The sequence below is a fragment of the Oceanimonas sp. AH20CE76 genome, assembly GCF_039654065.1.
Lineage (GTDB): Bacteria > Pseudomonadota > Gammaproteobacteria > Enterobacterales > Aeromonadaceae > Oceanimonas > Oceanimonas smirnovii.
Genome location: NZ_CP155481.1, coordinates 1371384 through 1397850, shown reverse-complemented (window position 1 = coordinate 1397850; position 26467 = coordinate 1371384). Strand labels below are relative to the sequence as shown.

The window sequence follows — 26467 nt, the reverse complement described above, 5'->3', positions numbered from 1 at the left end:
CGCGGCGCTCTTTTTATTATGGACTTGTGTTTATACAGCAGCTTAGAAGTGCCATTCCAGCTGAAAGGTCGGTGCATCGGTATCAATACCATCCACACCCTGATTACCAAATTTGTTACGCCAATACTCGTAGCCAACACCAGCCCACAGAGTATTGCTCTTGCCAAAGGCCAGATCGCCCACATCCACCATCAGGGAAGGACGTGCCAGAATTTCATCATCGGTACCCAGCCCTTTGGGCGTATTGTAGTTAATAAAGCCCTGAAACTTCATCGGTACCGGGCCAGCATTAAAGGGCAGTCCCCAGGCCAGGTTGTAGACCGTATAATCGTTAAAAGTGATATCACGCTCGCCGGCAGGCTTGAAGCCATTGCGGTTACGCTCATGAGCATAAAAGACACTGAAGTCCAAGAAGCCCTTGGGCACGGCAAACTTCAGGGTCGGACCCACTAACAGCAGCTGCTTGCGCGGGCCAAAGGTGGTGTTTTTGGTGTTCAGATCAAAACCTGCCGAGAGTGCCACTTCCTTTACCGGACCAAAACTGAAGTCCTGATCAAAAACTTTGCCCAGATGCAACTGATGACGGTAAGTCAGGTAAGCTTCTGTCGCACCATCTCCTTCCCCACGGACATCGCCGCTGGCAGGATCATTTTCATCGGACTGCAGCAAATCCACATTCAGAAAGTTCTGGCCATAGGCATAACCGCTGGCGTGGGTAAATTGCAGAATGTGTTTGGTTATATCTTTGTCGTTACTAGGCTCAGTAAACTCGGTACCAAAGCGATAACCAATATAGGTATCAGACCAGGTAGCAGCACTTACCTGAGGAGCAGCAGAAACGGCCAGGGCCAGGGCAGACAGAGTGAAAACGCGCTTGCAGATTTGCTTCATAACCGTGATTCCTTCACATGGTTCAAAGGGTGAATTCTGATGTGAATACAAAGTAATATTTTTTTGTGTTTTTTGCATTCCACCTTTCAGCACCTGAATGATTACACAGGCCGACACCAAAAATCTACATTTTGTTCACAAAAGTATAATGAGCATCAAAGAAACGGCTTTCAGTCACTATCTCAGAGGCAAGGTAAACGAAGATACCGGTACTACCATCAAGGCTGCACGTTGTCCGCATGCCACACCGGCATTGGGAAACACCACGGCTTCCCGCTCCTGCTGCACCTGCCACTGCTGGTGCTGATCGGTCGCCAGCAATGCCCCCTGTTCAAACTCGGTAAAATTGGATACATCATCGTTGAAACAAAGGGCAAAGTCATCGGTGTTTTTAACAATTTCCTGACTCACGGCAAACACGTCCAGATGCTCTGGTGTGAGTGGTGGTGGCTGCCAGCCAGGCTCAGAGATCAATGCTTCAAGGCATTGATTAAGTGCGATCAGCCGGGTCAGATCATTGTCACCAAAAGGCATTACCTTGCCCAGCTCAAGGGTAAAGGCATGGGCATTGAACCGGCGCGCACTAAAATAGCTGAAGGTGGTGGTAGGCTCGTGAGCCAGTAATACCGTATTAATGCCGGCAGCCTGCAACAACGCCAGCTGAGCCCGGCTGTAAGGTGCGCCATGCAAATAAGGATACACGGCAAACTTTTCCCGCTGTGAAGGCCGAATGGCAGTATGCAAGTCGTAATGCAGCCGCTCTGCATGCTCTCGCACCGAAAAAAAGCGGGTCACATAGCTTTCCAGCAACGCAGCCCGTTTACGCTCCTGATTCACCTCATTGCCCTCGGCATGAGCGCCGGAAAACAGCCGGTTCAGATTTTCATCCAGCTCACGTACCGCGGCATTCATCGCTGCCGGATTGCCAAAAATAAACAGCACTCGCTGGCGGCAGGTCAGCTCGCCACTGATCAGCCTGTGCAACAACGCCTCGCACAGCTCAATGGGCGCAGTTTCATTACCGTGAATGCCGCAGGAAATAATCAAATCACGACCAGCCGGGTTTCCCGGCTCCAGACACAGGACGCCGGTATCCCAGATCTGGGCTGCAGTGCCGCAAGGCAGCGAATATACTGAAGGGGATAAATACCAGGGGTGCTGTCTGCTGAGGGCAAGAAAGTCATCAAGAGCATTAGTCACAGATACCTCCAAAAATCCATTTTATTGCCAGACATCTTAATGCAATAAAACACAATTTCAGTATCAATGTCTAAGGTTTAGCGATCTGCCCCACATAATAATGTAAAAAGCCGGCGCTGATCAGCGCCGTCGGCGGCATTATACTCCCGCCTGAGCAAACACCTCGCTCACCAGCTCACGGGCTTCGGTGATCAATTGGTCAAGGTGAGCTTCACTGCGAAAGCTCTCGGCATAAATTTTATATACCTGCTCGGTACCACTGGGGCGGGCAGCAAACCAGCCCTGCTCAGTGACCACCTTTAAACCACCAATGGCTGCCCCGTTACCCGGCGCACTCGTCAGGCGGGCAATAATGGCATCGCCGGCCAGGGTGTCGGCCTGCACGTTTTTCGGCTGAAGCGCACTGAGCACTTTCTTTTGGGCATGGTTTGCAGGCGCATCCACCCGCCGGTAATGTGGCCGGCCCAGCTCGTCGGTCAGCATGGCATAATACTGGTGGGGTGTTTTACCGGTTACCGCCAGTATTTCTGCCGCCAGCAGTGACGGAATAAAACCGTCTTTATCCGTGGTCCAGACATCGCCGTTTTTACGCAAGAAAGAGGCACCGGCACTTTCTTCCCCCACAAAGGCCAGCTTGCCGGCCATCAGGTGTTCTACATACCATTTAAAGCCGACCGGCACTTCCATCAGCGGACGCTGCAGACTGGCTGCCACCCGGTCGATAATGGATGAAGACACCAGCGTCTTGCCCACCGCCAGACTGGCGGACCACTCGGGTCTGTGAGTAAACAGATAGTGTATGCACACCGCCAGAAAATGGTTCGGGTTCATCAGACCATCGGCATCCACTATGCCATGGCGGTCATAATCGGGATCATTACCACAGGCAATATCAAACTCATCTTTCAGCGCCAGCAAACGGGTCATGCTGAAGGGGCTGGAGCAGTCCATACGGATTTTGCCGTCATGATCCAGCGGCATAAAGCCAAAGTCGGCATCCTGGCGCTCATTTACCAGAGTAATATTCAGGCCAAAACGTTTGGCAATGTGCGGCCAGTAAGCCAGACCCGAGCCACCCAGCGGATCCACGCCAATACGAATGCCGGCCCGGCGAATGGCCTCCATATCAATGACCTGATCCAGCTGCGCCACATAGGCATTCACATAATCATGAGGCACCGCCTGCTGCCGCGCCTGCTCACAGGACTGGTGAGTGACGCCGGCATTGCCTTCGGCCAGCAGCGCATTGGCTCGTTGCTCAATGGCACCGGTGGCCTCGGCACTGGCAGGACCACCGTCGGGGCCATTATATTTAATACCGCCATCCTGCGGCGGATTATGGGACGGTGTGATCACTATGCCGTCGGCAAGCGCCCCGCCTGCGCGGTTAAATTCCAGAATGGCATGAGAAATCACCGGTGTAGGGGTATAACCGCCGCCCTGCTGCACCCTGACTTCAACGCCGTTGGCGGTTAATACTTCCAGTGCTGCGCCAAAGGCTGCTTCCGATAACGCATGGGTGTCCATGCCCAGAAACAGCGGCCCGCTGATACCCTGCGCCCGGCGATACTCTGCCACCGCCTGACAAATGGCGTAAATATGCGCCTCATTAAAACTGACATTAAAAGAAGAACCACGATGGCCGGAAGTACCAAAGGCCACACGTTGTCCCGGCTGGCTGACATCAGGGGTACGCTGATAAAACGCGGCCATCAGTTTGGGAATATTAACCAGATCCGCAGGCTGTGCAGGCTGGCCTGCGCGAGGGTGCGTGCTCATGTTGATTACTGTCCTTGATATGTTCAGATGCTTTGGCTGACCCGCTCAATCAGGCCGTGGGCATAGCCCATAGCGGCCATCAGCTGAGTCACGATATTGCGTTTGCGGCCGGTGTTGGTATTGGTTATCACCCAATAAGGGCTGCCATCAATGGCTCTGGGCTTGGTCGTGTTGCCCGCCGCCAGCAAGGCAGCTTCCGAGTCGGCAAAATAGATACGTTTGCGCCCCTTGATATCTGAGGCCTGAGCAAAGGCAGCCGGATTATCCCGGTACAATACCGACAAAATCGTCATAAAACGTTCAATAGCAGAATCTTGCGCAGCCAGAGTGCCGGCGTCGAGCATACGGCGTACGCCCTCTCCCTGCACACCCGCCGGGGCCGGCTCCGCGCTGGGTTCGGTTTTTTGGCTTTCCAGTTTCAGTAAACGGCGCAATATGTCCGAGGCGCTCTCTCCGATATGCCGGGTATTACTGGCAATGTAACGGTAAAGCTCTTCATCCACCTCAATGGTTTTCATCATTTTTTCAGGCATATCCACTCCCAGTGAAGAGTGGCTGATTATACATGTTGCAAGGGTCCGGCCCAAGCGGGTTGCGCCCATGCCCGGCTCGGGCAACAATATTGCCCTCTTTTGACGCAACAAGGCGCACGCTTCATGCAACTGAATTATCGACGCCAGGGCAGCGGTATGCCGGTGATACTGGTACATGGCCTGTTTGGCAGCCTTGACAATTTAAATGGTCTGAGCCGGGCACTGACACCACATTTCGATGTTATCTCCGTCGATCTGCGTAACCATGGGCTGTCACCCCGCAGTGGAGAAATGACCTACTCCGCCATGGCGGAAGATCTGCTGGAACTGAGCGCACAGCTGCAGCTGGATACGCCTGCCATGGTGGGGCATTCCATGGGCGGCAAGGCCGTGATGATGGCCGCCGGACTGGCACCGGAACAGGTACGCGGTCTGGTGGTGGCCGACATGGCACCGGTGGCCTACCGTCAGGCCCGCCATCAGGAAGTGTTTGCCGGTCTGCAGGCAGTGGCAGACGCCGGTTGCCAGACCCGCAAGGAAGCCGATGCGGTACTGGCGCAGCATGTCAGCATTGCCGGCGTACGCCAGTTTTTACTGAAGTCGTTCAGCAATGACGAACACACCTGGCGCTTTAATGTTACCGCCCTGCACAACGCCTACGCCAATATTATGGGCTGGCCCGGCCTGCCAACACCCTTTGAGGCACCAGTACTGTTCATTAAAGGCAGTGAGTCGGATTATCTGCTGCCCGAGCATCAGTCCGACGTTCAGGCTCAGTTTCCTCAGGCTCAGGCCCGGGTCATTCAGGGTGCGGGCCACTGGCTGCATGCGGAAAAACCCGATTTATTCAATCGCCTGGTGCAGGATTTCCTGCTTGCTCTCAGTTAACAGGCTTTCAGGCTTTGTGCTATAGTGGCGCCCATTCTTAACGGTCGGTCAACTTTATGTCTTTGGATCAAATCGAGCTGCTGGAAAGCCTGGGGCTGAAACTCTTTTTTGTGGCCATTTTTCTGCTGATCGGGCTGGCTATTCAGGATGTTCTGAAACGGGGCAATGTGCCCAAATTTGGCCGTTTTATCGTTTGGCTGGTGCTGTTTCTCGGTTGTGCCGGCTTTATTGCCAAAGGCATTATTGAAGCAGCATGGGAAAGTGGTGGTGTGGGCTGAGCCATGGCCAAGCAAGAGGCAGACAGAACCACGCTGGATCTGTTCGCCGACGAACGTCGGCCCGGCAGACCCAAAACCAATCCCCTGCCCCGGCAGGTTCAGCTTAAACTCAACAAGCGTAATCAGCTCAAACGGGATCGTGAACGCGGTCTTCGCCGAATAGAGCTCAAGGTAGATGAGCAACTGTTCAGCAAACTTAACGTTCTGGCCAATGAGCGCCGGCTCAGCCGAGCCGAGCTGATTCAGGCCTTGCTGTTGCAACAACTGGCACAGCAAGAGCAGGAATAGCGCCAGGTTTTACAACACCATTCTCAACAGGTACGGCATAATTATGGCAAGTGTAGGTCTGTTTTTTGGAAGTGATACCGGCAACACCGAAGCCGTGGCAAAGATGATCCAGAAAGAACTGGGTAAGCATCTGATTGAAGTTCACGACATTGCCAAGAGCACCAAAGAAGACATCGCCGGATTTGATTTGCTGCTGCTGGGCATTCCCACCTGGTATTACGGCGAATCTCAGGCCGACTGGGATGACTTTTTTCCCGAGCTTGAGCAAATCGACTTTAACGACAAGCTGGTTGCCATTTTTGGCTGCGGCGATCAGGAAGACTATGCCGAGTATTTCCTGGATGCCATGGGCACCCTGAAAGACATTATCGAACCCCGTGGTGCTATTATCATTGGTCACTGGCCCACCGAAGGCTATGATTTTGAAGCCTCTCGCGCCCTGGTGGACGATGCTCACTTTGTAGGACTTGGCATTGACGAAGACCGTCAGCCCGAGCTGACCCAGGAGCGGGTCAAGGGCTGGTGTAAACAGGTATATGAAGAAATGTGCCTGAAAGAGCTGGAAGGTTAACGCGACAGCTCGGGTCTTTAAGGGATGCGCCGGGCGCATCCCTTTTTTGTTCAACAAGGGTATGATCCCGGTACACATCACAGTAAGAGAATTACGTCATGAAACTGTTTAGTGCCATTCTGCTCAGTATGCTGCTGCCTTTCACGGCAGCACAGGCGGCAGTACGTCCGCTTCCTCTGCCTGCCGATAAGGGGCAGCCCGTGGGGCAAATTCTTATTCATACCACTCAGGAGGGTGACACGCTGGCCGGGCTGGCCCGCTATTACGGCGTGAGTCCTATTCTGATGATGGCTGCCAATCCTGATCAGGATCTGCTGCTGCTGCGCCCCGGTGACAAAGTGGTGATCCCCAATCAGATGCTGCTGCCCAGAGCCGAAACGCAAGGGATTGTGATCAATCTGGCGGAGCTGCGCCTGTATTATTATCCGGAAAACGAAGATCAGGTCTATGTGTTCCCCATCGGTATTGGCCGGGTGGGCCGCGCCACGCCTGAAATGGTGACCTCTATTTCCCAGATGCGGGAAAACCCGACCTGGACCCCGACCGCCAATACCCGCAAGGAGTATGCCGCCAAAGGAATCCCTTTGCCGGCTGTGGTTCCTGCCGGCCCCGATAACCCACTGGGTGAATATGCCATGCGCCTTTCTTATGGCAGCGGTGAATATCTGATCCACGGTACCAATGATCCGCTGGATGTGGGTCTGCGCTCCAGCGCCGGCTGCATTCGTATGTATCCGGAGCATGTCGAGTGGCTGTTTGCTCAGGTCGATAAAGGCACGCGCGTACAGATTGTGAATCAGTCACTCAAGATAAGCACCGATGAATACGGCCAGACTTTTGTGGAGTCTCACGAGCCGCTTACTCCGGAAGGACACAAAGATACACGCCCGGTAGATATCAGCGTACTGGAGCCCTTACTGGAAAATGGCCTCGACAGAGCAACACTGGAGCAGATTATCGGTCAGCAGCAAGCGACGCCTCAGTTGGTTGGACAAAGCCTGTATTGATATAACGGGCAGCCAGTCTGCCCGTTAAGGCATTACCAATAAAAAAGGCCTGACTTACGTCAGGCCTTTTAAATATTCGCAGGGTAATGTTACTTGGTGTAACGACCCATCTGATCCAGACGAGAGTTGGCGCGGTCGGCAGAAGCGCGGGCTTCGGCAACGTCGGCAGCCAGACGGTCAATCTTGGCAGCGTTAGACTGCTGACCCTGTTGAACAGCCTGTACGTCCTGAGACAGCATGTCCAGTTTCTCTTCCAGAGCAGTAGTGGAGCTACAACCAGCCAGCATCAGGGCACCAACAACACCACCAACCATCATCATTTTATTACGCATTACATGCTCCTTGTTTTTAATGGGAGTCAAAAAGACCACTAAGCAAGCTAAGTATGAACGAAGTTCACCACTAACCGCAAATTATTTTATAGACCATGACATTAGGAAATTTTGCTTAACATCATGATTCAGCGTTTGTTTGCCGCTTTTTTACGCACGTAGAGGGTACGCTCTACTTCGGCAACCAGTTCTCCGCTTTCATTGACAATATTAATACGAAACTCCGGAAAATACTTACCACCGCCCGCCGTGCTACGTCGGATTTCGTCGAGTCTGTCACGATTCAGATAAACTTCTGCATAAACACGACCTCGTCCGGGCTTTAAAAACGTAATACGAGACGCCCTGTCCCATACCTGATAACCAGGCCCCAGCGTGGCCATCAGCATCATGGAGTACAGCGGATCTGTCATCGAAAACAGACTGCCGCCATACTGAGTCCCGTTGGCATTTTTATTCCACCAGCGTAAAACCAGTGACGCACGGCAGTAACTGTAGTCACGACTGATATGCTCAAGCCGAATGCCCGCCCCCCAAAAAGGGGGCCACAGATTCATTAAGCGGCGCAATAGCCAGGGCCGGGAAAGGATAACCGTTACCATTTACTGTTACTCCGCGCCGTAAAAGTACTCAAATGATAACCCTTACATGACGGTTTTGTCACCGCCCGGGAATTCGGGTTGCCTTTGAAGGCAGGAAGACGCAGAATTAACACTAATACCCAAATGAAATGTGAATCGTTGATTTTATGGCCGATAACAATCAAGCACTGAAGAAAGCAGGACTCAAGGTCACACTCCCCCGGATCAAGATTCTGGAGTTGTTACAGCAACCGGATACCCAGCATGTCAGTGCGGAAGAACTCTACAAATTGCTCATCGACCAGGGCGAAGAAATTGGTCTGGCTACCGTTTATCGGGTACTGAACCAGTTTGACGATGCCGGCATCGTTACTCGGCATCATTTTGAGGGTGGCAAGTCTGTTTTTGAGCTGGCTACCCAGGAACATCACGATCATCTGGTCTGCCTTGACTGCGGCAAGGTTATTGAATTTCATGATGAAGTCATTGAAGAACGGCAGCGCGTTATTGCCGGCCAGTTTAATATCAAGCTGACCAATCACAGCCTTTATTTATATGGTCACTGCAATAATGACGAATGTAACCATAACGATGAATAATTAAAAAAAGCCGCAGTGACTGCGGCTTTTTTTGTTGTTATGCGCCTTCCTTGCTACCCCAGGAATCACGCAATGCAACAGTCAGGTTAAATACCAGCGCGTCAGACTCGCTGTCACGGCAGAAGTACCCTTCACGCTCAAACTGATACGCATGTTCGGCACTCGCACTGGCCAGAGAGGCTTCAACCACAGCGTGTTTGAGCACCTGCAACGAGTCCGGATTGAGAGCTGCCTCAAAAGACTCAGCGGCTCCGGGGTTGGGAATGCTGAACAAACGATCGTACAGGCGAACCTCCGCCGGTACACCGCGAGCAGCAGAAACCCAGTGGATCACGCCTTTGACCTTTCGCCCGTCTGCCGGATCCTTGCCCAGAGTATCGGGATCGTAGCTGCAGTAAATGGTGGTGATGTTACCGTTGTTGTCTTTTTCCACACGTTCGGCCTTGATCACATAGGCATTGCGCAGACGCACTTCCTTGCCCAGTACCAGCCGTTTGTATTTCTTGTTGGCCTCTTCACGAAAGTCTGCCTCATCAATGAAGATTTCACGAGTAAACGCCAGCTCACGCTCCCCCATTTCAGGTTTGCTGGGATGATTGGGGGCTTTCAGTGTTTCTTCATGGCCTTCAGGCAGATTTTCAATGATTAATCGTACCGGACGCAGCACTGCCATGGCACGAGGTGCATTTTCATTGAGATCATCACGAATACAGGCCTCAAGCATCCCCATCTCTACCGTATTGTCTTGTTTGGTCACGCCAATACGACGACAAAACTCACGAATGGCAGCGGGTGTGTAACCGCGGCGGCGCAGACCGGAAATGGTGGGCATACGCGGATCATTCCAGCCTTCCACATGGCCGTCGGTCACCAGCTGGTTAAGCTTTCGCTTGGACATGACGGTGTATTCCAGATTAAGCCGGGAAAACTCATACTGGCGCGGATGACAGTCAATGCTGATGTTATCGAGCACCCAGTCATAGAGGCGGCGGTTGTCCTGAAACTCAAGGGTACAAAGAGAGTGGGTAATGCCTTCCAGCGCATCGGAAATGCAGTGGGTGAAGTCGTACATGGGGTAAATGCACCACTGCTCACCGGTCTGGTGGTGGTGGGCAAAACGCACCCGGTAGATGACGGGATCACGCATCACCATAAAGGAAGACGCCATATCGATTTTGGCCCGCAGGCAGGCAGTGCCTTCCTTGAACTCACCGTTGCGCATGCGCGCGAACAACGCCAGGTTTTCTGCTACCGGCCGGTCCCGGTACGGGCTGTTGTGGCCCGGACTGGTCAGGGTGCCACGGTATTCGCGGATCTGCTCGGGGGTAAGCTCATCCACATAGGCCAGGCCTTTTTCAATCAGCTCAACGGCATAACCATACAATTTTTCAAAGTAGTCGGAGGAGTAACGAATATCGCCGCTCCACTCAAAACCCAGCCATTGTACGTCGCGCTTGATGGACTCGACATATTCCACGCTTTCCTTTTCGGGGTTGGTATCATCAAAGCGCAGATTACATTTGCCCTGATAGTCTTTGGCAATGCCAAAGTTCAGACAAATGGATTTCGCATGGCCAATGTGCAGATAGCCGTTGGGCTCCGGTGGAAAACGGGTCTGCACCGCCTGATGCTTGCCGCTGGCCAGATCTTCATCAATGATCTGACGAATGAAATTGCTGGGACTGTGGTCCGCCTGACTCATTCAATGCACCTCGAAAGTGGAAAATGGTGAAATAGCGTAAAGTCTCCATGATCCATGATTCCGGCACAGTGCTCAATAGCACCGCCACTATATTGCTGCCAAAAGTAAAAAAGCCGCTCGAAAGCGGCGTTAACTGATGATAAAGCAGACAGGCATTATCCTTCTACCGGCAGCGTTTGCTGTACATAGCGGCCCGGTGCCGGCATCAGCGGCGGGCATTCCTCATTGCCAACATCACGGGCCGGCACCGGTTTGCCCAGATGCGGAGTGACCCACTGCTGCCAATGCGGCCACCAGGAGCCACTTTCCCGTCGGGCCGCAGCCAGCCATTGATCAGCAGACTCAAAACCCTGCTCGTTTAGCCAGTAGCCGTACTTATTCCTGTCAGGCGGATTAACCACACCGGCCACATGACCAGACTCACCCAATACCAGAGTTTTGTCTCCGCCCAGCAGACCAGCGCCTTTAAAGGTAGCATCCCACAGCGCAATATGATCGTCTTTGGTAGACAGAAAATAACTGGGCGTCTCAACCTTGGACAAGTCTACGCCAAAGTTACCGACTTTTACTTCACCCTTGCCGAGCTTGTTATCAAGATAGAGATCCCGCAGCAGAAAACTGGCACAGGTAGCACTGAGGTTGGTGCTGTCACTGTTCCAGTACAGAATATCAAACTCGGTGGGCTCTTCGCCTTTCAGATAGTTATCAATGTAATAGTTCCAGTAGAGACTGTTTTCTCGCAGCAAACTGAAGGTCACTGCCATCTGGCGGCCGTCAAAATATCCCTGAGCATCGTTCATCTGCTCCATGGCACTGACCACGGGGTCGTTAATGAAAACCCCTACTTCTCCCGGCTGAGTAAAGTCGAGCAGTGTGGTCAGGAAGGTAGCACTTTTGACTCTGGGCTTCATGCGCCGGGCTGCATACAGCGCCATGGTGCTGGCCAGCAGAGTACCGCCAATACAATAACCGATAGCATTGACTTCCTTTTCGCCGGTGATGCGCTCCATTACCCGTATGGCTTCCATGGTGCCTGAATTGATCAGGTCCTGAAAACCAATACTGGCCTGCTCTTTGCCCGGATTTCGCCAGGACATCAGGAAGACCGTATGCCCCTGATCCCGCAACCAGCGCACAAAGGAATTTTGCTCTCGCAAATCAAGAATATAGAACTTGTTGATAAAGGGCGGTATCACCAGCAAGGGGGTTTTGTGCACCTGACTGGTCGTGGCCTGATACTGGATCAGTTCGAAAATATCGTTACGAAATACCACCTCACCGGGTGTGGTGGCCAGATCCTTGCCAAGCTCAAACGCCGACTGACGGGTCATGCGAATTTTAAGCAGGTTGGCACTGTTGGCCAGATCTTCCTGAAACAGATGAATCCCCTTGACCAGGTTGGCACCTTTTTCCTCCAGGGTACGGTGCAGCAACTCCGGGTTACTCCAGATAAAATTGCTGGGTGACAAGGCGTTAATGGTCTGGCGAAAAAAGAAGATAAGACGCTGGCGCACCGGATCAGGCAGTCCTTCCACTACCTCCAGGGTCTGCATTAATGAATTGGAAAAATGCAGATATGACTGGCGTAGAAAATCAAAATTAGGATCTTCCTTCCAGCCCGCATATTTAAAACGGCGATCGCCGGGCGGATCGGCAATCACACTGTCAGCACTGCGGTCAATCGCCCGTACCATGCTGTTCTGACAGATGGCCAGCTGGCCCTGCCACCACTGCATCTGCATTTCCATCAGCCGTACAGGGTTACTGGCCACCACATCATAAAAAACCTTCAGATCCTCTGCGTTCACCCGGGACAGCGCCTGAGTAACAAGGTTATCTCCCAGGCTGGACTTCTGAATATCGGACCAGACAGTTTCGTTCCAGGCAAAAAACTGACGAACCGGATCACTGCCTTCAAATATATTCTGCTGCATTATTTCCCCTCCCTGCATGAAAAGGCCACAGCCGTATTGTACAAACAGAAAGGGGCCGCCATGGCCCCTTTCCCTTGTTAAACAAGCACGGTCAAGATAGGGCTCAGGCTTTGTTGGCCTTGGCAGCCAGTTCATCCAGACCCGCTTTAAACTCCTGGGCCAGCTCAGACAGCTTTTTACCGTCTTCCATCATTTGCTGACTGATGCGGGTCATGGTTTCCAGCTGTTTGGCACCGCAGGTAACCAGGCCCTGAACGTCTTTAATCTGGCTGTTAATCTGCAGCTGCGCCAGACCAATGTCAGCATACTGACGAGCGGCTTCCAGCTGCAGGTTGGTAAGCGCAGTGAAGTTTTTGGCGACCAGCTGATTGTACTGATACAGAGGACCAAAGGTTTTTTCGGTCTGATCGTTAAAGGTTTTGAAAATGTCCGTGTACATAATGATGTCCTTATTAAGAAACTGACTTCAGAATTACCGCTGTACCCATGCCGCCGCCCACGCAAAGGGACGCCAGCCCCAACTTGCTGTTGCTGCGCTGCAGCTCATACAGCAGAGTGACCATAATACGGTTGCCGGAGGCTCCCAGCGGGTGACCCAATGCAATGGCACCACCGTTCTTATTGGTTTTTTCAAGCAGCACCTGCTCGGCGATGTCGTGCCGGGCTGACAGCTGACGCACCACGCCCAGTGCCTGGCCGGCAAAGGCTTCATTCAGCTCAAAACGCTCAATGTCAGCCAGCTTAAGGCCGGCTTTGTCCAGCGCCTGAGCAATGGCAGGCACCGGGCCCAACCCCATGATCTCGGGATCGATACCGCCCTGGCCGTAACTGACAACCTCTGCCAGTGGCGTCAGGCCCAGGCGCTCAACAGCAGACTTGCTGGCCACGATAATGGCACTGCCGCCGTCATTGATGCCGGACGCATTACCGGCGGTGACCGAGCCACCATCACGCTTGAATGCCGGGCGCAGCTTGGCCAGCGCGTCGGTGGTTGTGCCGGCCTTGGGATATTCATCGGTATCAATGCTCAGCACTTCTTTACGGGTTTTCACTTCCACCGGCACAATTTCATCTTTAAAGAAGCCTGCTTCAATGGCTGCTACCGCTTTTGACTGGCTGGCAGCGGCCAGTGCGTCCTGCTGTTCACGGCTGATATTTTCCTGTGCCACCACATTTTCGGCGGTGACTCCCATATGATACTGATTGAATACGTCGGTCAGACCGTCGCTCAGCAACAGATCGGACAGTGTCATGTCACCCATCTTCTGACCATTGCGCAGATCGCCTTTCACTACATGAGGAATCTGCGACATGTTTTCACAGCCGGCAGCCACCACCACCTCAGCGTCACCGGCTTTAATATGAGCACAGGCATCCATCAGGGTTTTCATGCCGCTGCCACACACCATGTTCAGGGTGTAGGCAGGAATACCGGCGGGAATGCCCGCTGCCATGGCAGCCTGACGTCCGACCCCCATGCCCTGACCTGCGCTAATCACGTTGCCAACGATTACTTCATTAACATCATTACCGGACAGCTGCGCCTGCTCCAGCGCACCTTTAATGGCGGCCGCTGCCAGATCGGCAGGAGAGACGGTTTTAAGTGAGCCCAAAAAGGCACCGATGGGCGTGCGCTTGGCGGCAACAATATATACTGGTTCAGACATGACTTTTTCTCCGTAAATAAAAATACAGCATTACTGCATGTACAGGCCGCCGTTAACAGACAGGGTTTCACCGGTAACATAACCGCCATATTCGCCAGCCAGATAAAGTACAGCCCCGGCCACTTCTTCGGTGGTGGCAAGACGTTTAAGCGGAATAGTGGCTTTAATGGAGTCCAGTACGTCTTCACGAATGGCAGTTACCATGGGCGTGGCAGTATAACCGGGGGCCACGGCATTAACGGTCACACCAAAACGGGCTCCCTCAGCGGCAAGCGCCTTGGTAAAGCCGATCATGCCGGCCTTGGCCGCAGAATAGTTGGCCTGACCAAACTGACCTTTAAGACCATTTACAGAAGAAATATTAATAATGCGGCCACTGCCTTGTTCGCACATATTGTTGAAAATTGGCTGTGTTACGCTGAACAGACTGTTCAGGTTAGTGTCCATTACCTCTTTCCATTGATCCCACGACATTCTCTTGAAGGTGGCATCACGGGTAATGCCGGCATTGTTGACCAGCACATCAATGTGACCCATTTCGCGTAAGGTATCAGCAAGTACTGTCGCAGTGGCTTCATGATCGGCCACATTCAGCGCCAGCAACTTGATATCCTGACCGGCCAGGCCTTCATCCTGCAGCCATGCAGCAGCTTGCTGCTCTTTGCCCGGACGGTGAGTAGCCAGTACTTTATAGTCATTATTTAAAAATAAACGACATACTTCTGTACCAATTCCGCCAGCTGCACCGGTTACCAACGCGATTTTTTTGTCGGTCATGAACACTCTACTCCATGTATATACAATAAAAAGAAAGCAAAAATTAAAATTGTGTACATTAACGGTCAGCTTTGCCGACAATGACATCAACACATTCGTTTTCCAGGTACCGCACCTGAACCAGCTCCATGCTCAGGTATTCACACTATACCCTTATTGTTATGACAAATGCATTAAAATAATGGCTGCCAGCAAATGCAATCAGCAAAAAGGATAAGTCACAGCGGCAAGTTTATCTGCAGGCATCAAATTTATAACTTTAAAGTCAGAATAATAAAACGTTAAATAGATGCATGATGATTTTTATGACAATTTTATTACTCACTGCCTGTCAGGCCGGTTATTTTCTGGTTTTTTTTATTTATTAAAACAGGAATGTAAAATTTACATAAATTTTACATTCAAAAGGTTCGTAGCGTTAATACTCTCTTCCGGGCCTGCCGCCTGGCGCTGCCAAGCCGCTGCCTTCTGTTTGGTCTGCTTTAAACTCGAACAGCCATTGCCCCACGCCGTTGACTTTTAAGCCGTTTCGATCACATTTTCAGCAAACAAACTGATTACTCAGGGAAATTGCGTTTCGGTGTTGACAGCTTTCAGAGCAGCCTTTAACATGCGCCTCGCATTGAAGAGATGCCTCTTCCCCCTTAGTTCAGTCGGTAGAACGGCGGACTGTTAATCCGTATGTCGCTGGTTCAAGTCCAGCAGGGGGAGCCAGTTTCAAAAAGTTGTTCCCCCTTAGTTCAGTCGGTAGAACGGCGGACTGTTAATCCGTATGTCGCTGGTTCAAGTCCAGCAGGGGGAGCCAGTTTCAAAAAGCCGGCCTTGTGCCGGCTTTTTTGTATCTAATCTTCTCTTGTCCCGTTATTGCCTTGTGGCCAGTCTTGTTATTGCTGCGCGCTTGAATCATGATAGTAATCAAGTATGTAGCATCAGCTACTGGTTCCGTTTAACAAGGATGCCAATCATGCGGGGAACCCCTTCCTTTACTACTGCCCTGCTGTCTGTCGCTGTGGTGTTAATCCTGCTGAGCTTCATATTGCCATGGCAATGGGCCCACTGGTCTCTGGCTCAGCAATTGCCCTATCCCTGGCTGATGATAGCAGTGCCGTTCGCTTTGCTCAGTTTGTTGTCTTGTGGCTGGCTGTATATTCGCTACCGCCGGCAACAACACGCATTTCAGCAACATGTGCAGTCATTGCTGCATGCTCCTGAAGAGATCATGCCTGATAGTACTGAGCTGCTGGCTCAGGATGTGCTGGCGCTTTTTCAGCGACTGCAGGCGCAACAGACAGAGCTTCAGCAAAAACTGGAAGAAGCCAGACTGCAGAGCCAGCGCGACAGCCTGACCACCCTGGGAAATCGCTTTGCGTTCCGACACCAGCTAAGTGAGCTGCTGGCCAGTGATAACCGTCTGGCGACGACAACATTAATGCTGATCCGTGCCAGCGCACTTCAGGATATCAACAGCCGTCATGGCTTTCAGGCCGGTGATCAATACCTGCAGGATATCTCCCGGCTGATCCGTAAAGTCATTCAGTCGCGCATGGGTGCGCAGGCTTATCGTATCAGTGGCAGTGATATCGCTGTGCTTGTTCCCGGACAGTGTGAGCCCCTGGCCCATACCATGGGCAATGAGTTACGCCAGGAGCTGTTCCACTATCAGGATGTACATGAGCTGGACTGTGTCGCTTATATTGGCTTTACTCAGCTGTTGCCGGGTCAGTCCCCGGAAAGCATTCTCATTCGTGCCGACTCCGCGCTGGCGCAGGCGCAAAGCGGTGAACCCAATAGCTGGCGTATGGTGCTGAAAAACAGTGACGACGAAGACATGGGTGAAAGTCAGTGGCGACAGCGTCTGCAGAGCATGCTGGATAACGATCGCATTCTGCTGGTGGTACAGCCGGCCAGACTGTTGAAACCGGCGCTGCCTGGTTATAACGAAATTTTTACCCACTTTCCAAATGAAAGTGGTGGTGTCTATCCGGCTTCTACCGTCTTTGCCATGTTACAGCGACTGGGCATGTCCATGCTGTTTGAACAAAAAATCATTGAGATGATTCTGGATCAGGTAGCAAAATGCGATCTTTCCGGACAACGCTGGGCCATTAATCTGACACCCGCAAGCCTGCAACAGGGTGCTTTTATCATCTGGCTGGAACGAGTATTGATGCGTCATCAGCACATCACCGCCAACCTGGTTTTTGAGCTGGATGAACATGTACTGGAACATCAGTTGGGCAATGGCAAGCGGCTGCTTGAAATGATCCGTCGCAGTGGGGCCCGCTCGGCCATCAGCCGTTTCGGTCATGGCTATGGCTCTTTCCGGCTGTTAAAAGACATTAAGCCTGACTATGTCAAACTGGATCCGGAGCTGGTACGTCAGCTGAAAGATGACAATGCCAACCAGCAATTCGTGCGAATGATCATCGATCTGGCTCAGCGACTGGGCTGCCATGTGGTGGCAGAAGGGGTAGAAACCGAAGAGCAGAAGCAGATCCTGGAAACCATGTATGTAGACGGAGTTCAGGGCTACCTGGTAAGCAAGCCCCTGCCCCTTGCAGAGTTTAAAGGTCTGGTGTCTTCAGTTTAAGCAGGTAATTAATCAGCTCACCCAAATGACGGTAGCGGGTGAGCTCTTCTGCACTGTAGCGAGTAGACATGGTAGACGGATTATTGCGGTGTTTCAGGTAGCGCATTATCTGCAGGCGGTTAAAACCACCTACTTTATATACCAACTGTAACAACTCCTGTACCTGTTCACTATCAAGTCCGCTCAGGGTGCCATAACCCTGCTCCAGCGGCGTATGAACTGTCACCTCCACTTCCTTCAGCTGGCCCTGCTCCTGCAGATAGTCCAGCCATTGCTCCACATCCATGGGCTTGGCACCGGAAAGCAGCTCAAAGTGCCCGCGCCCGCTACGGCAATCGGACAGCAGGATCACGGCCAGCGCGTCATTATCGGCGCTGAATGTCACCTCACCCTGTTCGCTCCAGTCCAACGCCTGTATACGAATATGGGCTTGATGACCCTCGCCGTCCCTGACCTTAAAATTAAACACGCCGTCTCCGCCGGTTGCCTTAAAACATCAATCTTGGCGTAATAGCCTGTGTGAGTCAAAGCCGGACTTCACAGCCCGCCGCCATGGGTGTAAGGTTCGCCGCTCAGACTTGTTTTTATGTTGTAGCAGGAGTTGTCATGATGCCCAATAAGGAAGTTACCTACACTATCTCCGAGCTGGCTGACGAGTTTGATATCACCCCCCGTACTCTTCGTCATTATGAAGAACTGGGCCTGATTATGCCCAAGCGCAAAGGTAATACCCGCATATACAGTCATAAGGATCGTATTCGTCTCACTCTGACTCTGCGCGGCCGGCGTTTGGGCTTCAGTCTGGCGGAAATGGGTGAGTTGTTTGAACTCTATGATGCCGAGCACAGTACCCGGCCCCAGCTGCATTCCATGGTGGCCATGATCGCAGAAAAACGCATTATGCTGCAGCAACAGCAGGACGATATTGAAAAGGTGCTGGCCGAGCTCGACGCCGCCGATATCAAGGCCAAGGAAGCGCTGGAGAAAATGAAACACCACTAACTAAAAGACAGCTGTAAGTGGTGTGCTCTGAAGATGCTGAGCTGTGCCTGCAGGTATGGCCTCGTGCCTGCAGGCAACGCAGAATAACTTACCGCTGACAGCTTATGGCTTACAGCTCAAAAGCGCCCCGCTTTTGCAGGGCGCTTTGATTAGTGGCTGATACTGTCGAGCTTGTCAAAGTAATCCGGAAACGTCTTGGAGGTACAGCCCGGGTCAAGAATGATCACCGGCGTGTCACTCAGCGCCACCAGCGAGAAACACATGGCAATGCGGTGATCGTTATAAGTGGCAATCTCCGCTTCCTGCAGCTGAGCAGCCGGATTGACCACCAGGTAATCTTCACCTTCTTCCACCTCTACCCCCAGCTTTTTCAGCTCGGTGGCCATGGCATACAGCCTATCGGTTTCCTTTACCCGCCAGTTGTAAATATTACGAATACGGGTGGTCCCTTCGGCAAACAGCGCGGCGGTGGCAATGGTCATGGCCGCATCGGGAATATGGTTCATGTCCATGTCTACCGCCTGCAGCGCACCGGCATGCTCGGCCTCGATAAAGTCATCACCCCAGGTGATTTTCGCGCCCATGGCTTCCAGCACATCGGCAAAGCGAATATCACCCTGAATGCTGTCGCGGCCGATACCGGTTACCCGCACTTTGCCCTTGATGGCACCGGCGGCCAGGAAGTAAGACGCAGAAGACGCATCCCCTTCCACCAGAAAGTCACCCGGTGACACATAGGTCTGGTTACCGGTGATGTAAAAGGTCTGGTAGTTATCGTGCTCTATCACCACCCCGAATTGTTTCATGATGTGAAGGGTAATATCGATATAGGGCTTGGAAACCAGCTCACCTTTAATATGAATGCGGGTATCACCGGAGGCCATGGGAGCCGCCATTAAGAAGGCAGTCAGAAACTGGCTGGAGACGGAGCCGTCAATGTGCACATCCCCCCCCCACAGGCCCTTGCCGTTAATGAATACCGGCGGATAACCATCGGTTTTGAGGTAGCTGATATCAGCACCGGCTTCCCGCAATGCATCCACCAGATGACCAATGGGACGCTCCCACATGCGCGGCTCCCCGGTGAGGGTAAATTCACCTGAACCAAGACACAAGGCGGCACAGAGCGGTCGCATGGCGGTGCCGGCATTGCCCAGAAACAGCGACAAGGGCTCATTGGCACTGAAGGCCCGGCCCAGACCGTGTACCACACATTTGGTCTTGTCGTCCGACAGCTCATACTGCACACCCAGTTGTTTAAGGGCATCCAGCATGTGACGAATGTCATCACTGTCGAGCAGGTTGGTCAGGCGGGTAGTACCTTGCGCCAGCGCGGCCAGCAACAGGGCCCGGTTGGATACCGACTTGGAGCCGGGCAGGTTAACCGTGCCCTCCACCCGGGCAATGGGGAATAGTTTAAGGCGTTCCATAATCTTCCTGAAGATGGGATAAAACATTAGAGGCTGTCCTGACGTTATCAGGACAGCGTCATCAGGGCAAGCAGCGTGCCTGTCAGCCCAGTACCTTGCTGAGCGCTGCTATACAGCGCCGGTTTTCGGCTTCAAGACCAATGCTGATACGCAGACAGGTGGGCAAGCCGTAGCCGGCAATGGGCCGCACTATCACGCCTTCCCGCAGCAGGGCTTCATACACGGGGCCGGCATTGCGTTCCAGATCCAGGGTAATAAAGTTGCCTTTTGAGGGAATATACTTAAGACCACGTTCGTTAAAGAAAGCTTCATACATGGCCATGCCCTGATTATTAAGAGCAACTGCTTCGGCCAGATAAGCCTCATCAGCCAGGGCTGCTTCCGCCGCCGCCAGCGCCAGACTGTTGCAGTTAAAGGGCTCACGCACCCGGTTCAGTACCGACACCAGCTCGGGATGACACACCATGTAACCGACCCGCAGCCCCGCCAGACCATAGGCCTTGGAGAAGGTACGGGACACAATCAGGTTCGGATATGCACTCAGCCAGTCAATGGACGGCAGCCGCTCTTCCTCGGCCACATATTCGGTATAGGCCTCATCCAGTACCACCAGTACCGTTTCCGGCACGCGGTCCATAAAGGCTTTCACCTCATCCTTGGAAAGAAAGGTGCCTGTGGGGTTGTTGGGATTGGTAATGCACACCAGCCGGGTGGCCGGGGTAATGGCCGCTGCCATGGCGTCGAGATCGTGACCGCAGTTCACCGCCGGCACTTCCACCGCTTTGGCACCATGAGCCTGAGTGGCCATGGCATACACAATAAAGGTGTACTGGGAATAAATCACTTCCTGCTCTCGCCCCACAAAGGTGTGGAACAGCAGATCAATCAGCTCGTTCGAGCCGTTGCCCAAAATAAGTTGATCGGTGTTTACCTTCAGCTTGTGGGCCAGCGCCGTTTTCAGGGCAAAGCCGTTGGCATCGGGGTAACGGGCCAGCTCCGGCAGCGCTTTCTGAATGGCAGCAATGGCCTTGGGGCCCGGACCCAGCGGGTTTTCGTTCGAGGCCAGCTTGACGCTATGACTGATGCCAAGCTCCCGCTCCAGCTCTTCTACCGGCTTGCCCGGCTGATAAGGATGCAGACCCGGCACCCCCGGGTTGGCCAGGGCCAGAAAATCAATACTCACGTTGGCTCCTTGTATGTGCTCTGATGACCTGTTTCTTGGTCAGAATTTTTTGCCGCTTGCTGAACCGTGCACTTCCGTCGGACAAAGCGCACTGCTTCTCCGGCACGCCGTGAATACCTCCCTGTAGGCTCCACTGCGCCATCCATGGCGCAGAGGGCGCGGCGAAGCAGACACCCTTTGCCCTCCTGGGTTCAGCACGGTGTTGTCTGCCGATTTTAAACAGCCAACACCGAAGCTTCACGAAGCAGCAGTGGGGATTGCCGGAGCCGACCATAAAATGCCATGGATGGCATTTTCGAGCGCCCCATGGATGGGCTTGAAGCGTGTCGGCGGAGCGCAACCGCGCTGCTGCTTCGCATTACGAGTTCACAGCAATTCGTGACTTAAAGACTGCTTAAGACTTAACGCTTATTTCGCGTGCTGCTTGGCGAAGTCGTCCATAAAGTCGACCAGCGCCTGTACGCCCTCAATGGGCATGGCGTTGTATACGCTGGCACGCATGCCGCCCACAATGCGGTGACCCTTGAGCGCCAGCAGGCCGGCTTCCTTTGATTCCTTCAGGAAGGCCTCGTTCAGTGACTCATCCTTCAGCTGGAACGGAATGTTCATCCAGGAACGGGCACTGGGGTGAACCCGGTTCTCATAAAAGTCGCTGGCATCCACATAGCCGTACAGCAGTTCGGCCTTGGCCTGATTCTGCTTGCCAATGGCTTCCACACCACCTTTTTCCTTCAGCCACTGGAATACCAGACCAGCCAGGTACCAAGCATAGGTAGGCGGCGTGTTAAGCATGGAATCGGCCTTGGCCATGGCGGCGTAGTCCATAATGGCCGGCACATTCGGGCATGCCTGGCTGAGCAAGTCATCACGTACGATCACCACCGCCAGGCCGGACGGGCCTATGTTCTTCTGAGCGCCGGCATAGATGATGCCGAACTTGCTCACGTCCACCGGGCGGGAAAGAATGGTAGAGGACATGTCCGCCACCAGGGGCACGTCACCGGTGTCGGGAATAAAGTCATACTCTATGCCTTCCACGGTTTCGTTCGGGCAGTAGTGCACATAGGCAGCGGTGGGATCCAGATCCCAGCTTTTGGCCAGTTTGCGCGGGCCTTCACCGGCCTCAAAGCCGTCCAGCACCCGTACGGTTCCCACTTTTTCCGCCTCGGCCACTGCCGAGCGGGACCACTGACCGGTCACGATATAGTCGGCTTTGGCGTTTTTGCCCATCAGGTTCAGCGCTACAGCGGCAAACTGGCCGCGACCACCGCCCTGCAGAAACAGTACCTTGTAATTGTCGGGGATGCGCATCAGCTCACGCAGATCCCGTTCGGCCTGCTCCGCTACTGCAATATAGTCGGCACCCCGGTGGCTTAGCTCCATCACCGACACACCCAGGCCGTTAAAGTCGCGAAACTCGGCCTGTGCCTTTTGCATCACCTCAACCGGCAGCATGGCCGGACCTGCGCTGAAGTTGTAAACCATCTTTCCCATTTTCCCTGAATTAACCTGCTAATGTTGAGCGTCTGAATCTTGACGCCTATTCGTTTTACACGCCACCACAGCGCCAAGTCAAAACCAAATATGACTCTGCGCACAAAAAAGAGGCCCGCAGGCCTCATTCTGATTACTCTTCACTGGCCGGCTCAGCATCACTGGCGTCACCGGATTCCTGACCTTCTTCCCCTTCTATGGGCTCGTCGTCTTCCGGCTCTTCAATGCGCTGCAGACCTACTACCTGCTCGTCTTCTCCGGTACGGATCAAACGCACGCCGGCGGTGTTACGTCCTACCAGGCTGACTTCCGACACCCGGGTGCGCACCAGAATGCCACCATTGGTGATCAGCATAATTTCATTACTGTCATCCACCTGAATGGCCCCCACCACGGCACCGTTGCGGTCGCTCACCTTGATGGACACTACACCCAGTGTAGCCCGGCTCTTGGTCGGATATTCCTCAAGGGAAGTGCGCTTGCCGTAGCCGTTGGCGGTGGCGGTCAGAATGGCACCCTCGCCGCGGGGCACTATCAGTGATACCACACTGTCCTGCTCGCCCAGACGAATACCGCGCACCCCGGTGGCGGTGCGGCCCATGGAGCGCACCTGATCTTCATGGAAGCGCACCACCTTGCCCGCATCAGAGAACAACATGATTTCGTTGTCACCATCGGTAATGTCCACGCCAATCAGTTCATCCCCTTCGGTCAGATTGATGGCGCGAATGCCCGAGGCCAGCGGCCGGCTGAAGGCAGTCAGCTCGGTTTTCTTCACAGTGCCGTGGCGGGTGGCAAAGAATACCGCCTTGTCATCGGCATATTCCTTCACCGGCAAAATGGCGGTAATACGCTCATGCTCACCCAGCGGCAGCAGATTGACGATGGGCCGTCCGCGGGCGGTGCGGCTGGCTTCCGGCAGCTGATAGACCTTGAGCCAGTACACCTTGCCAGCAGTAGAGAAGCACAGAATGGTGTCGTGAGTGTTGGCCACCAGCAGCCGCTCGACGAAGTCTTCTTCCTTCATGCGGGTGGCCGACTTGCCACGGCCACCGCGACGCTGGGCCTCGTAGTCGGTCAGCGGCTGATACTTGACGTAGCCCTGATGCGACAGGGTCACCACCACATCTTCCTGGGTGATCAGGTCTTCCAGGTTGATCTCGGCGCTGGAAGTGGTGATCTCGGTGCGGCGCTGATCGCCAAACTGCTCCTTGATCGCTTCCAGCTCTTCGCGGATCACTTCCATCAGGCGGGACGGGCTGTTCAGAATGTGCAGCAGCTCGGCAATCTGCTCCAGCAGCGCCTGGTATTCTTCCAGGATCTTCTCATGCTCAAGACCGGTCAGACGGTGCAGACGCAGCTCCAGAATGGCCTGAGCCTGCTGCTCGGTCAGGTAGTACTGGCCATCGCGAATACCGAATTCCGGCTCCAGCCATTCAGGGCGGGCGGCGTCGTCACCGGCACGTTCCAGCATGCTGGCCACATTACCCAGCTCCCAGCCCTGAGCCAGCAGGCCGGCTTTGGCTTCCGCCGGAGTCGGTGAGCGACGGATCAGCTCAATCACAGGATCAATATTGGCCAGCGCAATGGCCAGACCTTCCAGGATATGGGCCCGGTCCCGCGCCTTGCGCAATTCAAACACGGTGCGGCGGGTAACCACTTCGCGCCGGTGCTGAATAAAGCATTCCAGCATGTCTTTCAGATTGAAGGTGCGCGGCTGGTTGTTGTCCAGCGCCACCATGTTGATGCCGAACACAGTCTGCATCTGGGTCTGGGCATACAGGTTGTTGAGGATCACCTCGCCCACTTCGCCCCGGCGTACTTCAATTACAATACGCATGCCGTCTTTATCGGACTCATCACGCAGGGCGGAGATGCCCTCAATGCGCTTTTCCTTGACCAGCTCGGCGATTTTTTCAATCAGGCGCGCCTTGTTTACCTGGTAAGGCAGCTCGGAGACGATAATGGTCTCACGATTGGTTTTTTCGTCTACTTCTATATCAGCCAGGGCGCGCACGTAGATCTTGCCACGGCCGGTGCGGTAGGCATCGAGAATGCCCGATTTGCCGTTAATGATGCCGCCGGTAGGAAAGTCCGGACCGGGGATCAGCTCAATCAGCTGATCAATGCTGATGTGCTCATCGTCAATCAGTGCCAGGCAGCCATCCACCACTTCATTGAGGTTATGGGGCGGAATATTGGTGGCCATGCCCACAGCAATACCGGAAGAGCCGTTCACCAGCAGGTTAGGCACCTTGGTGGGCATCACCGCCGGAATCATTTCGGTACCGTCGTAGTTGGCTACCCAGTCAACGGTCTCTTTATCGAGATCCGCCAGCAGCTCATGAGCAATTTTATCCATGCGTACTTCGGTATAACGCATGGCGGCAGCAGAGTCGCCGTCTACCGAGCCGAAGTTACCCTGGCCGTCGACCAGGGTATAACGCATGGAAAAATCCTGAGCCATGCGCACTATGGTGTCATAAACCGCGATGTCGCCGTGGGGGTGATATTTACCTATTACGTCACCCACTACACGGGCCGACTTTTTATAGGGTTTGTTCCAGTCGTTGCCGAGCTCGTTCATAGCGAACAGCACGCGGCGATGCACCGGCTTCAGGCCGTCTCTAACATCAGGAAGCGCACGCCCCACGATCACGCTCATGGCGTAATCGAGGTAGGAGCGTTTCAGCTCTTCCTCAATGTTGATCGGCATGATTTCTCGGGCCAAATCGGTCATAGCAAGCCTTGTCCCCAGGTTATTGATTATATGGCTTTAAAAAGCGTGCCATTCTAGCACAGTTCCGGCCCGACGGGAGCACGTCATCGTGACGCCGGCTTTTTCACGGCTGGCGGCTGCCCGCTGCTTGGTTATAATGGCGGCCTTAATACCTTCGGCATGTAAGGCAGCTAGCTCATGAATGTAGATCAACAGGAAATCGAAAAATTTGAGGCCATGGCGTCCCGCTGGTGGGATCTGGACGGCGACTTCAAGCCCCTGCATCAAATCAATCCCCTGCGCCTGGGCTGGATTGCCGACAAGGCAGATGGCCTGTTTGGCAAACAGGTGATCGACATTGGCTGTGGTGGCGGCATTCTCAGCGAAAGCATGGCGCAGGAAGGGGCCGAAGTGACCGGTGTTGATATGGGGCAGGAGCCGCTGGCGGTGGCCCGGCTGCACGCGCTGGAAAGCGGCGTCAGCGTTAACTATCGCCAGGCCACCGCCGAGCAGATGGCGGGCGAGCAACCCGGCCAGTTTGATGTGGTTACCTGTATGGAAATGCTGGAACACGTGCCCGAACCCGCTTCAGTGGTGGCCGCCTGCGCGCAACTGGCCAAACCCGGTGCCAACCTGGTGTTTTCCACCATCAACCGCAACCCCAAGGCCTGGCTGCTGATGATAGCGGCGGCAGAAAACCTGTTCAAAATGGTACCCAAGGGCACCCATGATCACCGCAAGTTTATTCGCCCCGCCGAGCTGTGCCGCTTTATTGAGGCCGCCGGCCTGGTAGTCAAGGACATTCAGGGGGTGGTGTACCAGCCGCTGCTGGGCGATTTCAAACTCAGCCCCGACGCCGGCGTAAACTATATGGTTCACGCCATCAAACCGGTGTAACGAGACGCTGCCGCTCTCAATGCCTTGCTTTTTGTTCGGTCACATCGGGCGCTGTCAGGCATTGACTCCTGAGTTAAAATCGGCCTTCGTAGCCTGCTGCTGAAAGATCCTGCGGATCCCAACAC

25 protein-coding genes and 2 tRNA genes are annotated in these 26467 nt (G+C 53.7%); 11 read left to right on the top strand and 16 right to left on the bottom strand.

Annotated features, from left to right (window positions below; translation table 11 throughout):
• Positions 1-42: 42 nt before the first annotated feature.
• From N2M06_RS06805 to N2M06_RS06790, 4 genes are all read right to left on the bottom strand, one after another.
• Positions 43-891, bottom strand: a complete 849-nt coding sequence (locus N2M06_RS06805; RefSeq protein WP_019935716.1) for a hypothetical protein — start codon at positions 889-891, stop codon at positions 43-45.
• A 177-nt stretch (positions 892-1068) separates the two neighbouring features.
• Positions 1069-2091 carry a succinylglutamate desuccinylase gene (astE, locus tag N2M06_RS06800; protein WP_346352010.1) on the bottom strand — a complete coding sequence of 341 codons (1023 nt, stop codon included), beginning with the start codon at positions 2089-2091 and terminating at the stop codon, positions 1069-1071.
• A 138-nt stretch (positions 2092-2229) separates the two neighbouring features.
• On the bottom strand, positions 2230-3870 hold the full coding sequence (pgm, locus tag N2M06_RS06795) for a phosphoglucomutase (alpha-D-glucose-1,6-bisphosphate-dependent) (protein ID WP_346352009.1): 1641 nt from the start codon (positions 3868-3870) through the stop codon (positions 2230-2232).
• A gap of 23 nt (positions 3871-3893) precedes the next feature.
• On the bottom strand, positions 3894-4388 hold the full coding sequence (locus N2M06_RS06790) for a replication initiation negative regulator SeqA (RefSeq protein ID WP_026344919.1): 495 nt from the start codon (positions 4386-4388) through the stop codon (positions 3894-3896).
• Between the two features lie 138 nt (positions 4389-4526).
• On the opposite strand from N2M06_RS06790, the gene N2M06_RS06785 reads away from it, so the two are divergent.
• From N2M06_RS06785 to N2M06_RS06765, 5 genes are all read left to right on the top strand, one after another.
• Positions 4527-5291, top strand: coding sequence for an alpha/beta fold hydrolase (locus N2M06_RS06785; RefSeq protein WP_346352008.1), 765 nt, complete (start codon positions 4527-4529; stop codon positions 5289-5291).
• Positions 5292-5347: 56 nt separating this feature from the next.
• Complete coding sequence (locus N2M06_RS06780) at positions 5348-5569, top strand: DUF2788 domain-containing protein (protein WP_317075376.1); 222 nt, start codon at positions 5348-5350, stop codon at positions 5567-5569.
• A gap of 3 nt (positions 5570-5572) precedes the next feature.
• Entirely contained in the window at positions 5573-5857 is a 285-nt protein-coding gene (gene ybfE / locus N2M06_RS06775) for a LexA regulated protein (protein WP_019935710.1), read from the top strand.
• A gap of 43 nt (positions 5858-5900) precedes the next feature.
• Positions 5901-6428, top strand: a complete 528-nt coding sequence (fldA, locus tag N2M06_RS06770) for a flavodoxin FldA (RefSeq protein WP_019935709.1) — start codon at positions 5901-5903, stop codon at positions 6426-6428.
• Positions 6429-6526: 98 nt separating this feature from the next.
• Positions 6527-7435, top strand: coding sequence for a L,D-transpeptidase family protein (locus N2M06_RS06765; RefSeq protein WP_019935708.1), 909 nt, complete (start codon positions 6527-6529; stop codon positions 7433-7435).
• An 89-nt stretch (positions 7436-7524) separates the two neighbouring features.
• Here the strand turns inward: N2M06_RS06765 and N2M06_RS06760 are convergent, their stop codons facing one another.
• Positions 7525-7767 (bottom strand): LPP leucine zipper domain-containing protein, encoded by a 243-nt coding sequence (locus N2M06_RS06760; protein ID WP_019935707.1) that lies wholly within the window; start codon positions 7765-7767, stop codon positions 7525-7527.
• Positions 7768-7895: 128 nt separating this feature from the next.
• Positions 7896-8369 carry a DUF4442 domain-containing protein gene (locus N2M06_RS06755; RefSeq protein ID WP_026344918.1) on the bottom strand — a complete coding sequence of 158 codons (474 nt, stop codon included), beginning with the start codon at positions 8367-8369 and terminating at the stop codon, positions 7896-7898.
• A 146-nt stretch (positions 8370-8515) separates the two neighbouring features.
• Here N2M06_RS06755 and fur point away from each other — a divergent pair, with 146 nt between their 5' ends.
• Complete coding sequence (gene fur / locus N2M06_RS06750) at positions 8516-8947, top strand: ferric iron uptake transcriptional regulator (protein ID WP_019935705.1); 432 nt, start codon at positions 8516-8518, stop codon at positions 8945-8947.
• A gap of 37 nt (positions 8948-8984) precedes the next feature.
• On the opposite strand, the gene glnS is transcribed toward fur, so the two are convergent.
• From glnS to phbB, 5 genes are all read right to left on the bottom strand, one after another.
• Complete coding sequence (gene glnS, locus N2M06_RS06745; protein ID WP_346352007.1) at positions 8985-10649, bottom strand: glutamine--tRNA ligase; 1665 nt, start codon at positions 10647-10649, stop codon at positions 8985-8987.
• A 155-nt stretch (positions 10650-10804) separates the two neighbouring features.
• Positions 10805-12583, bottom strand: a complete 1779-nt coding sequence (gene phaC / locus N2M06_RS06740; protein WP_346352006.1) for a class I poly(R)-hydroxyalkanoic acid synthase — start codon at positions 12581-12583, stop codon at positions 10805-10807.
• Positions 12584-12686: 103 nt separating this feature from the next.
• Positions 12687-13022: a phasin family protein gene (locus tag N2M06_RS06735; RefSeq protein ID WP_346352005.1), complete on the bottom strand. Its 336-nt coding sequence runs from the start codon at positions 13020-13022 to the stop codon at positions 12687-12689.
• Between the two features lie 13 nt (positions 13023-13035).
• Positions 13036-14250 carry an acetyl-CoA C-acetyltransferase gene (locus tag N2M06_RS06730; protein ID WP_317075372.1) on the bottom strand — a complete coding sequence of 405 codons (1215 nt, stop codon included), beginning with the start codon at positions 14248-14250 and terminating at the stop codon, positions 13036-13038.
• Between the two features lie 30 nt (positions 14251-14280).
• The gene (phbB, locus tag N2M06_RS06725; RefSeq protein ID WP_019935700.1) at positions 14281-15027 is read right to left on the bottom strand and encodes an acetoacetyl-CoA reductase; all 747 of its coding nucleotides are present in this window, start codon (positions 15025-15027) and stop codon (positions 14281-14283) included.
• Between the two features lie 638 nt (positions 15028-15665).
• On the opposite strand from phbB, the gene N2M06_RS06720 reads away from it, so the two are divergent.
• The 3 genes from N2M06_RS06720 to N2M06_RS06710 all read left to right on the top strand — a co-directional run bounded on the left by N2M06_RS06720 (position 15666) and on the right by N2M06_RS06710 (position 17617).
• Positions 15666-15741, top strand: a tRNA-Asn gene (locus N2M06_RS06720).
• A gap of 15 nt (positions 15742-15756) precedes the next feature.
• Positions 15757-15832: transfer RNA gene (locus tag N2M06_RS06715), tRNA-Asn, on the top strand.
• 159 nt (positions 15833-15991) lie between these two features.
• Entirely contained in the window at positions 15992-17617 is a 1626-nt protein-coding gene (locus N2M06_RS06710) for a GGDEF domain-containing protein (RefSeq protein ID WP_019933918.1), read from the top strand.
• Here N2M06_RS06710 and N2M06_RS06705 read toward each other — a convergent pair.
• Complete coding sequence (locus tag N2M06_RS06705) at positions 17592-18086, bottom strand: hypothetical protein (protein ID WP_346352004.1); 495 nt, start codon at positions 18084-18086, stop codon at positions 17592-17594. The genes N2M06_RS06710 and N2M06_RS06705 overlap by 26 nt on opposite strands.
• 137 nt (positions 18087-18223) lie before the next feature.
• Here N2M06_RS06705 and N2M06_RS06700 point away from each other — a divergent pair, with 137 nt between their 5' ends.
• On the top strand, positions 18224-18619 hold the full coding sequence (locus N2M06_RS06700; protein WP_019933920.1) for a MerR family DNA-binding transcriptional regulator: 396 nt from the start codon (positions 18224-18226) through the stop codon (positions 18617-18619).
• A 149-nt stretch (positions 18620-18768) separates the two neighbouring features.
• Here N2M06_RS06700 and aroA read toward each other — a convergent pair whose 3' ends face one another.
• The 4 genes from aroA to gyrA all read right to left on the bottom strand — a co-directional run bounded on the left by aroA (position 18769) and on the right by gyrA (position 25466).
• Entirely contained in the window at positions 18769-20049 is a 1281-nt protein-coding gene (aroA, locus tag N2M06_RS06695) for a 3-phosphoshikimate 1-carboxyvinyltransferase (protein ID WP_346352003.1), read from the bottom strand.
• An 82-nt stretch (positions 20050-20131) separates the two neighbouring features.
• Positions 20132-21232, bottom strand: coding sequence for a histidinol-phosphate transaminase (hisC, locus tag N2M06_RS06690; protein ID WP_317074248.1), 1101 nt, complete (start codon positions 21230-21232; stop codon positions 20132-20134).
• A gap of 408 nt (positions 21233-21640) precedes the next feature.
• The gene (gene serC, locus N2M06_RS06685; RefSeq protein ID WP_346352002.1) at positions 21641-22726 is read right to left on the bottom strand and encodes a 3-phosphoserine/phosphohydroxythreonine transaminase; all 1086 of its coding nucleotides are present in this window, start codon (positions 22724-22726) and stop codon (positions 21641-21643) included.
• A gap of 133 nt (positions 22727-22859) precedes the next feature.
• Positions 22860-25466, bottom strand: a complete 2607-nt coding sequence (gyrA, locus tag N2M06_RS06680; protein WP_346352001.1) for a DNA topoisomerase (ATP-hydrolyzing) subunit A — start codon at positions 25464-25466, stop codon at positions 22860-22862.
• A gap of 177 nt (positions 25467-25643) precedes the next feature.
• Between gyrA and ubiG the strand changes: the two genes are divergently transcribed.
• On the top strand, positions 25644-26342 hold the full coding sequence (gene ubiG / locus N2M06_RS06675) for a bifunctional 2-polyprenyl-6-hydroxyphenol methylase/3-demethylubiquinol 3-O-methyltransferase UbiG (protein ID WP_346352000.1): 699 nt from the start codon (positions 25644-25646) through the stop codon (positions 26340-26342).
• Positions 26343-26467 lie beyond the last annotated feature (125 nt).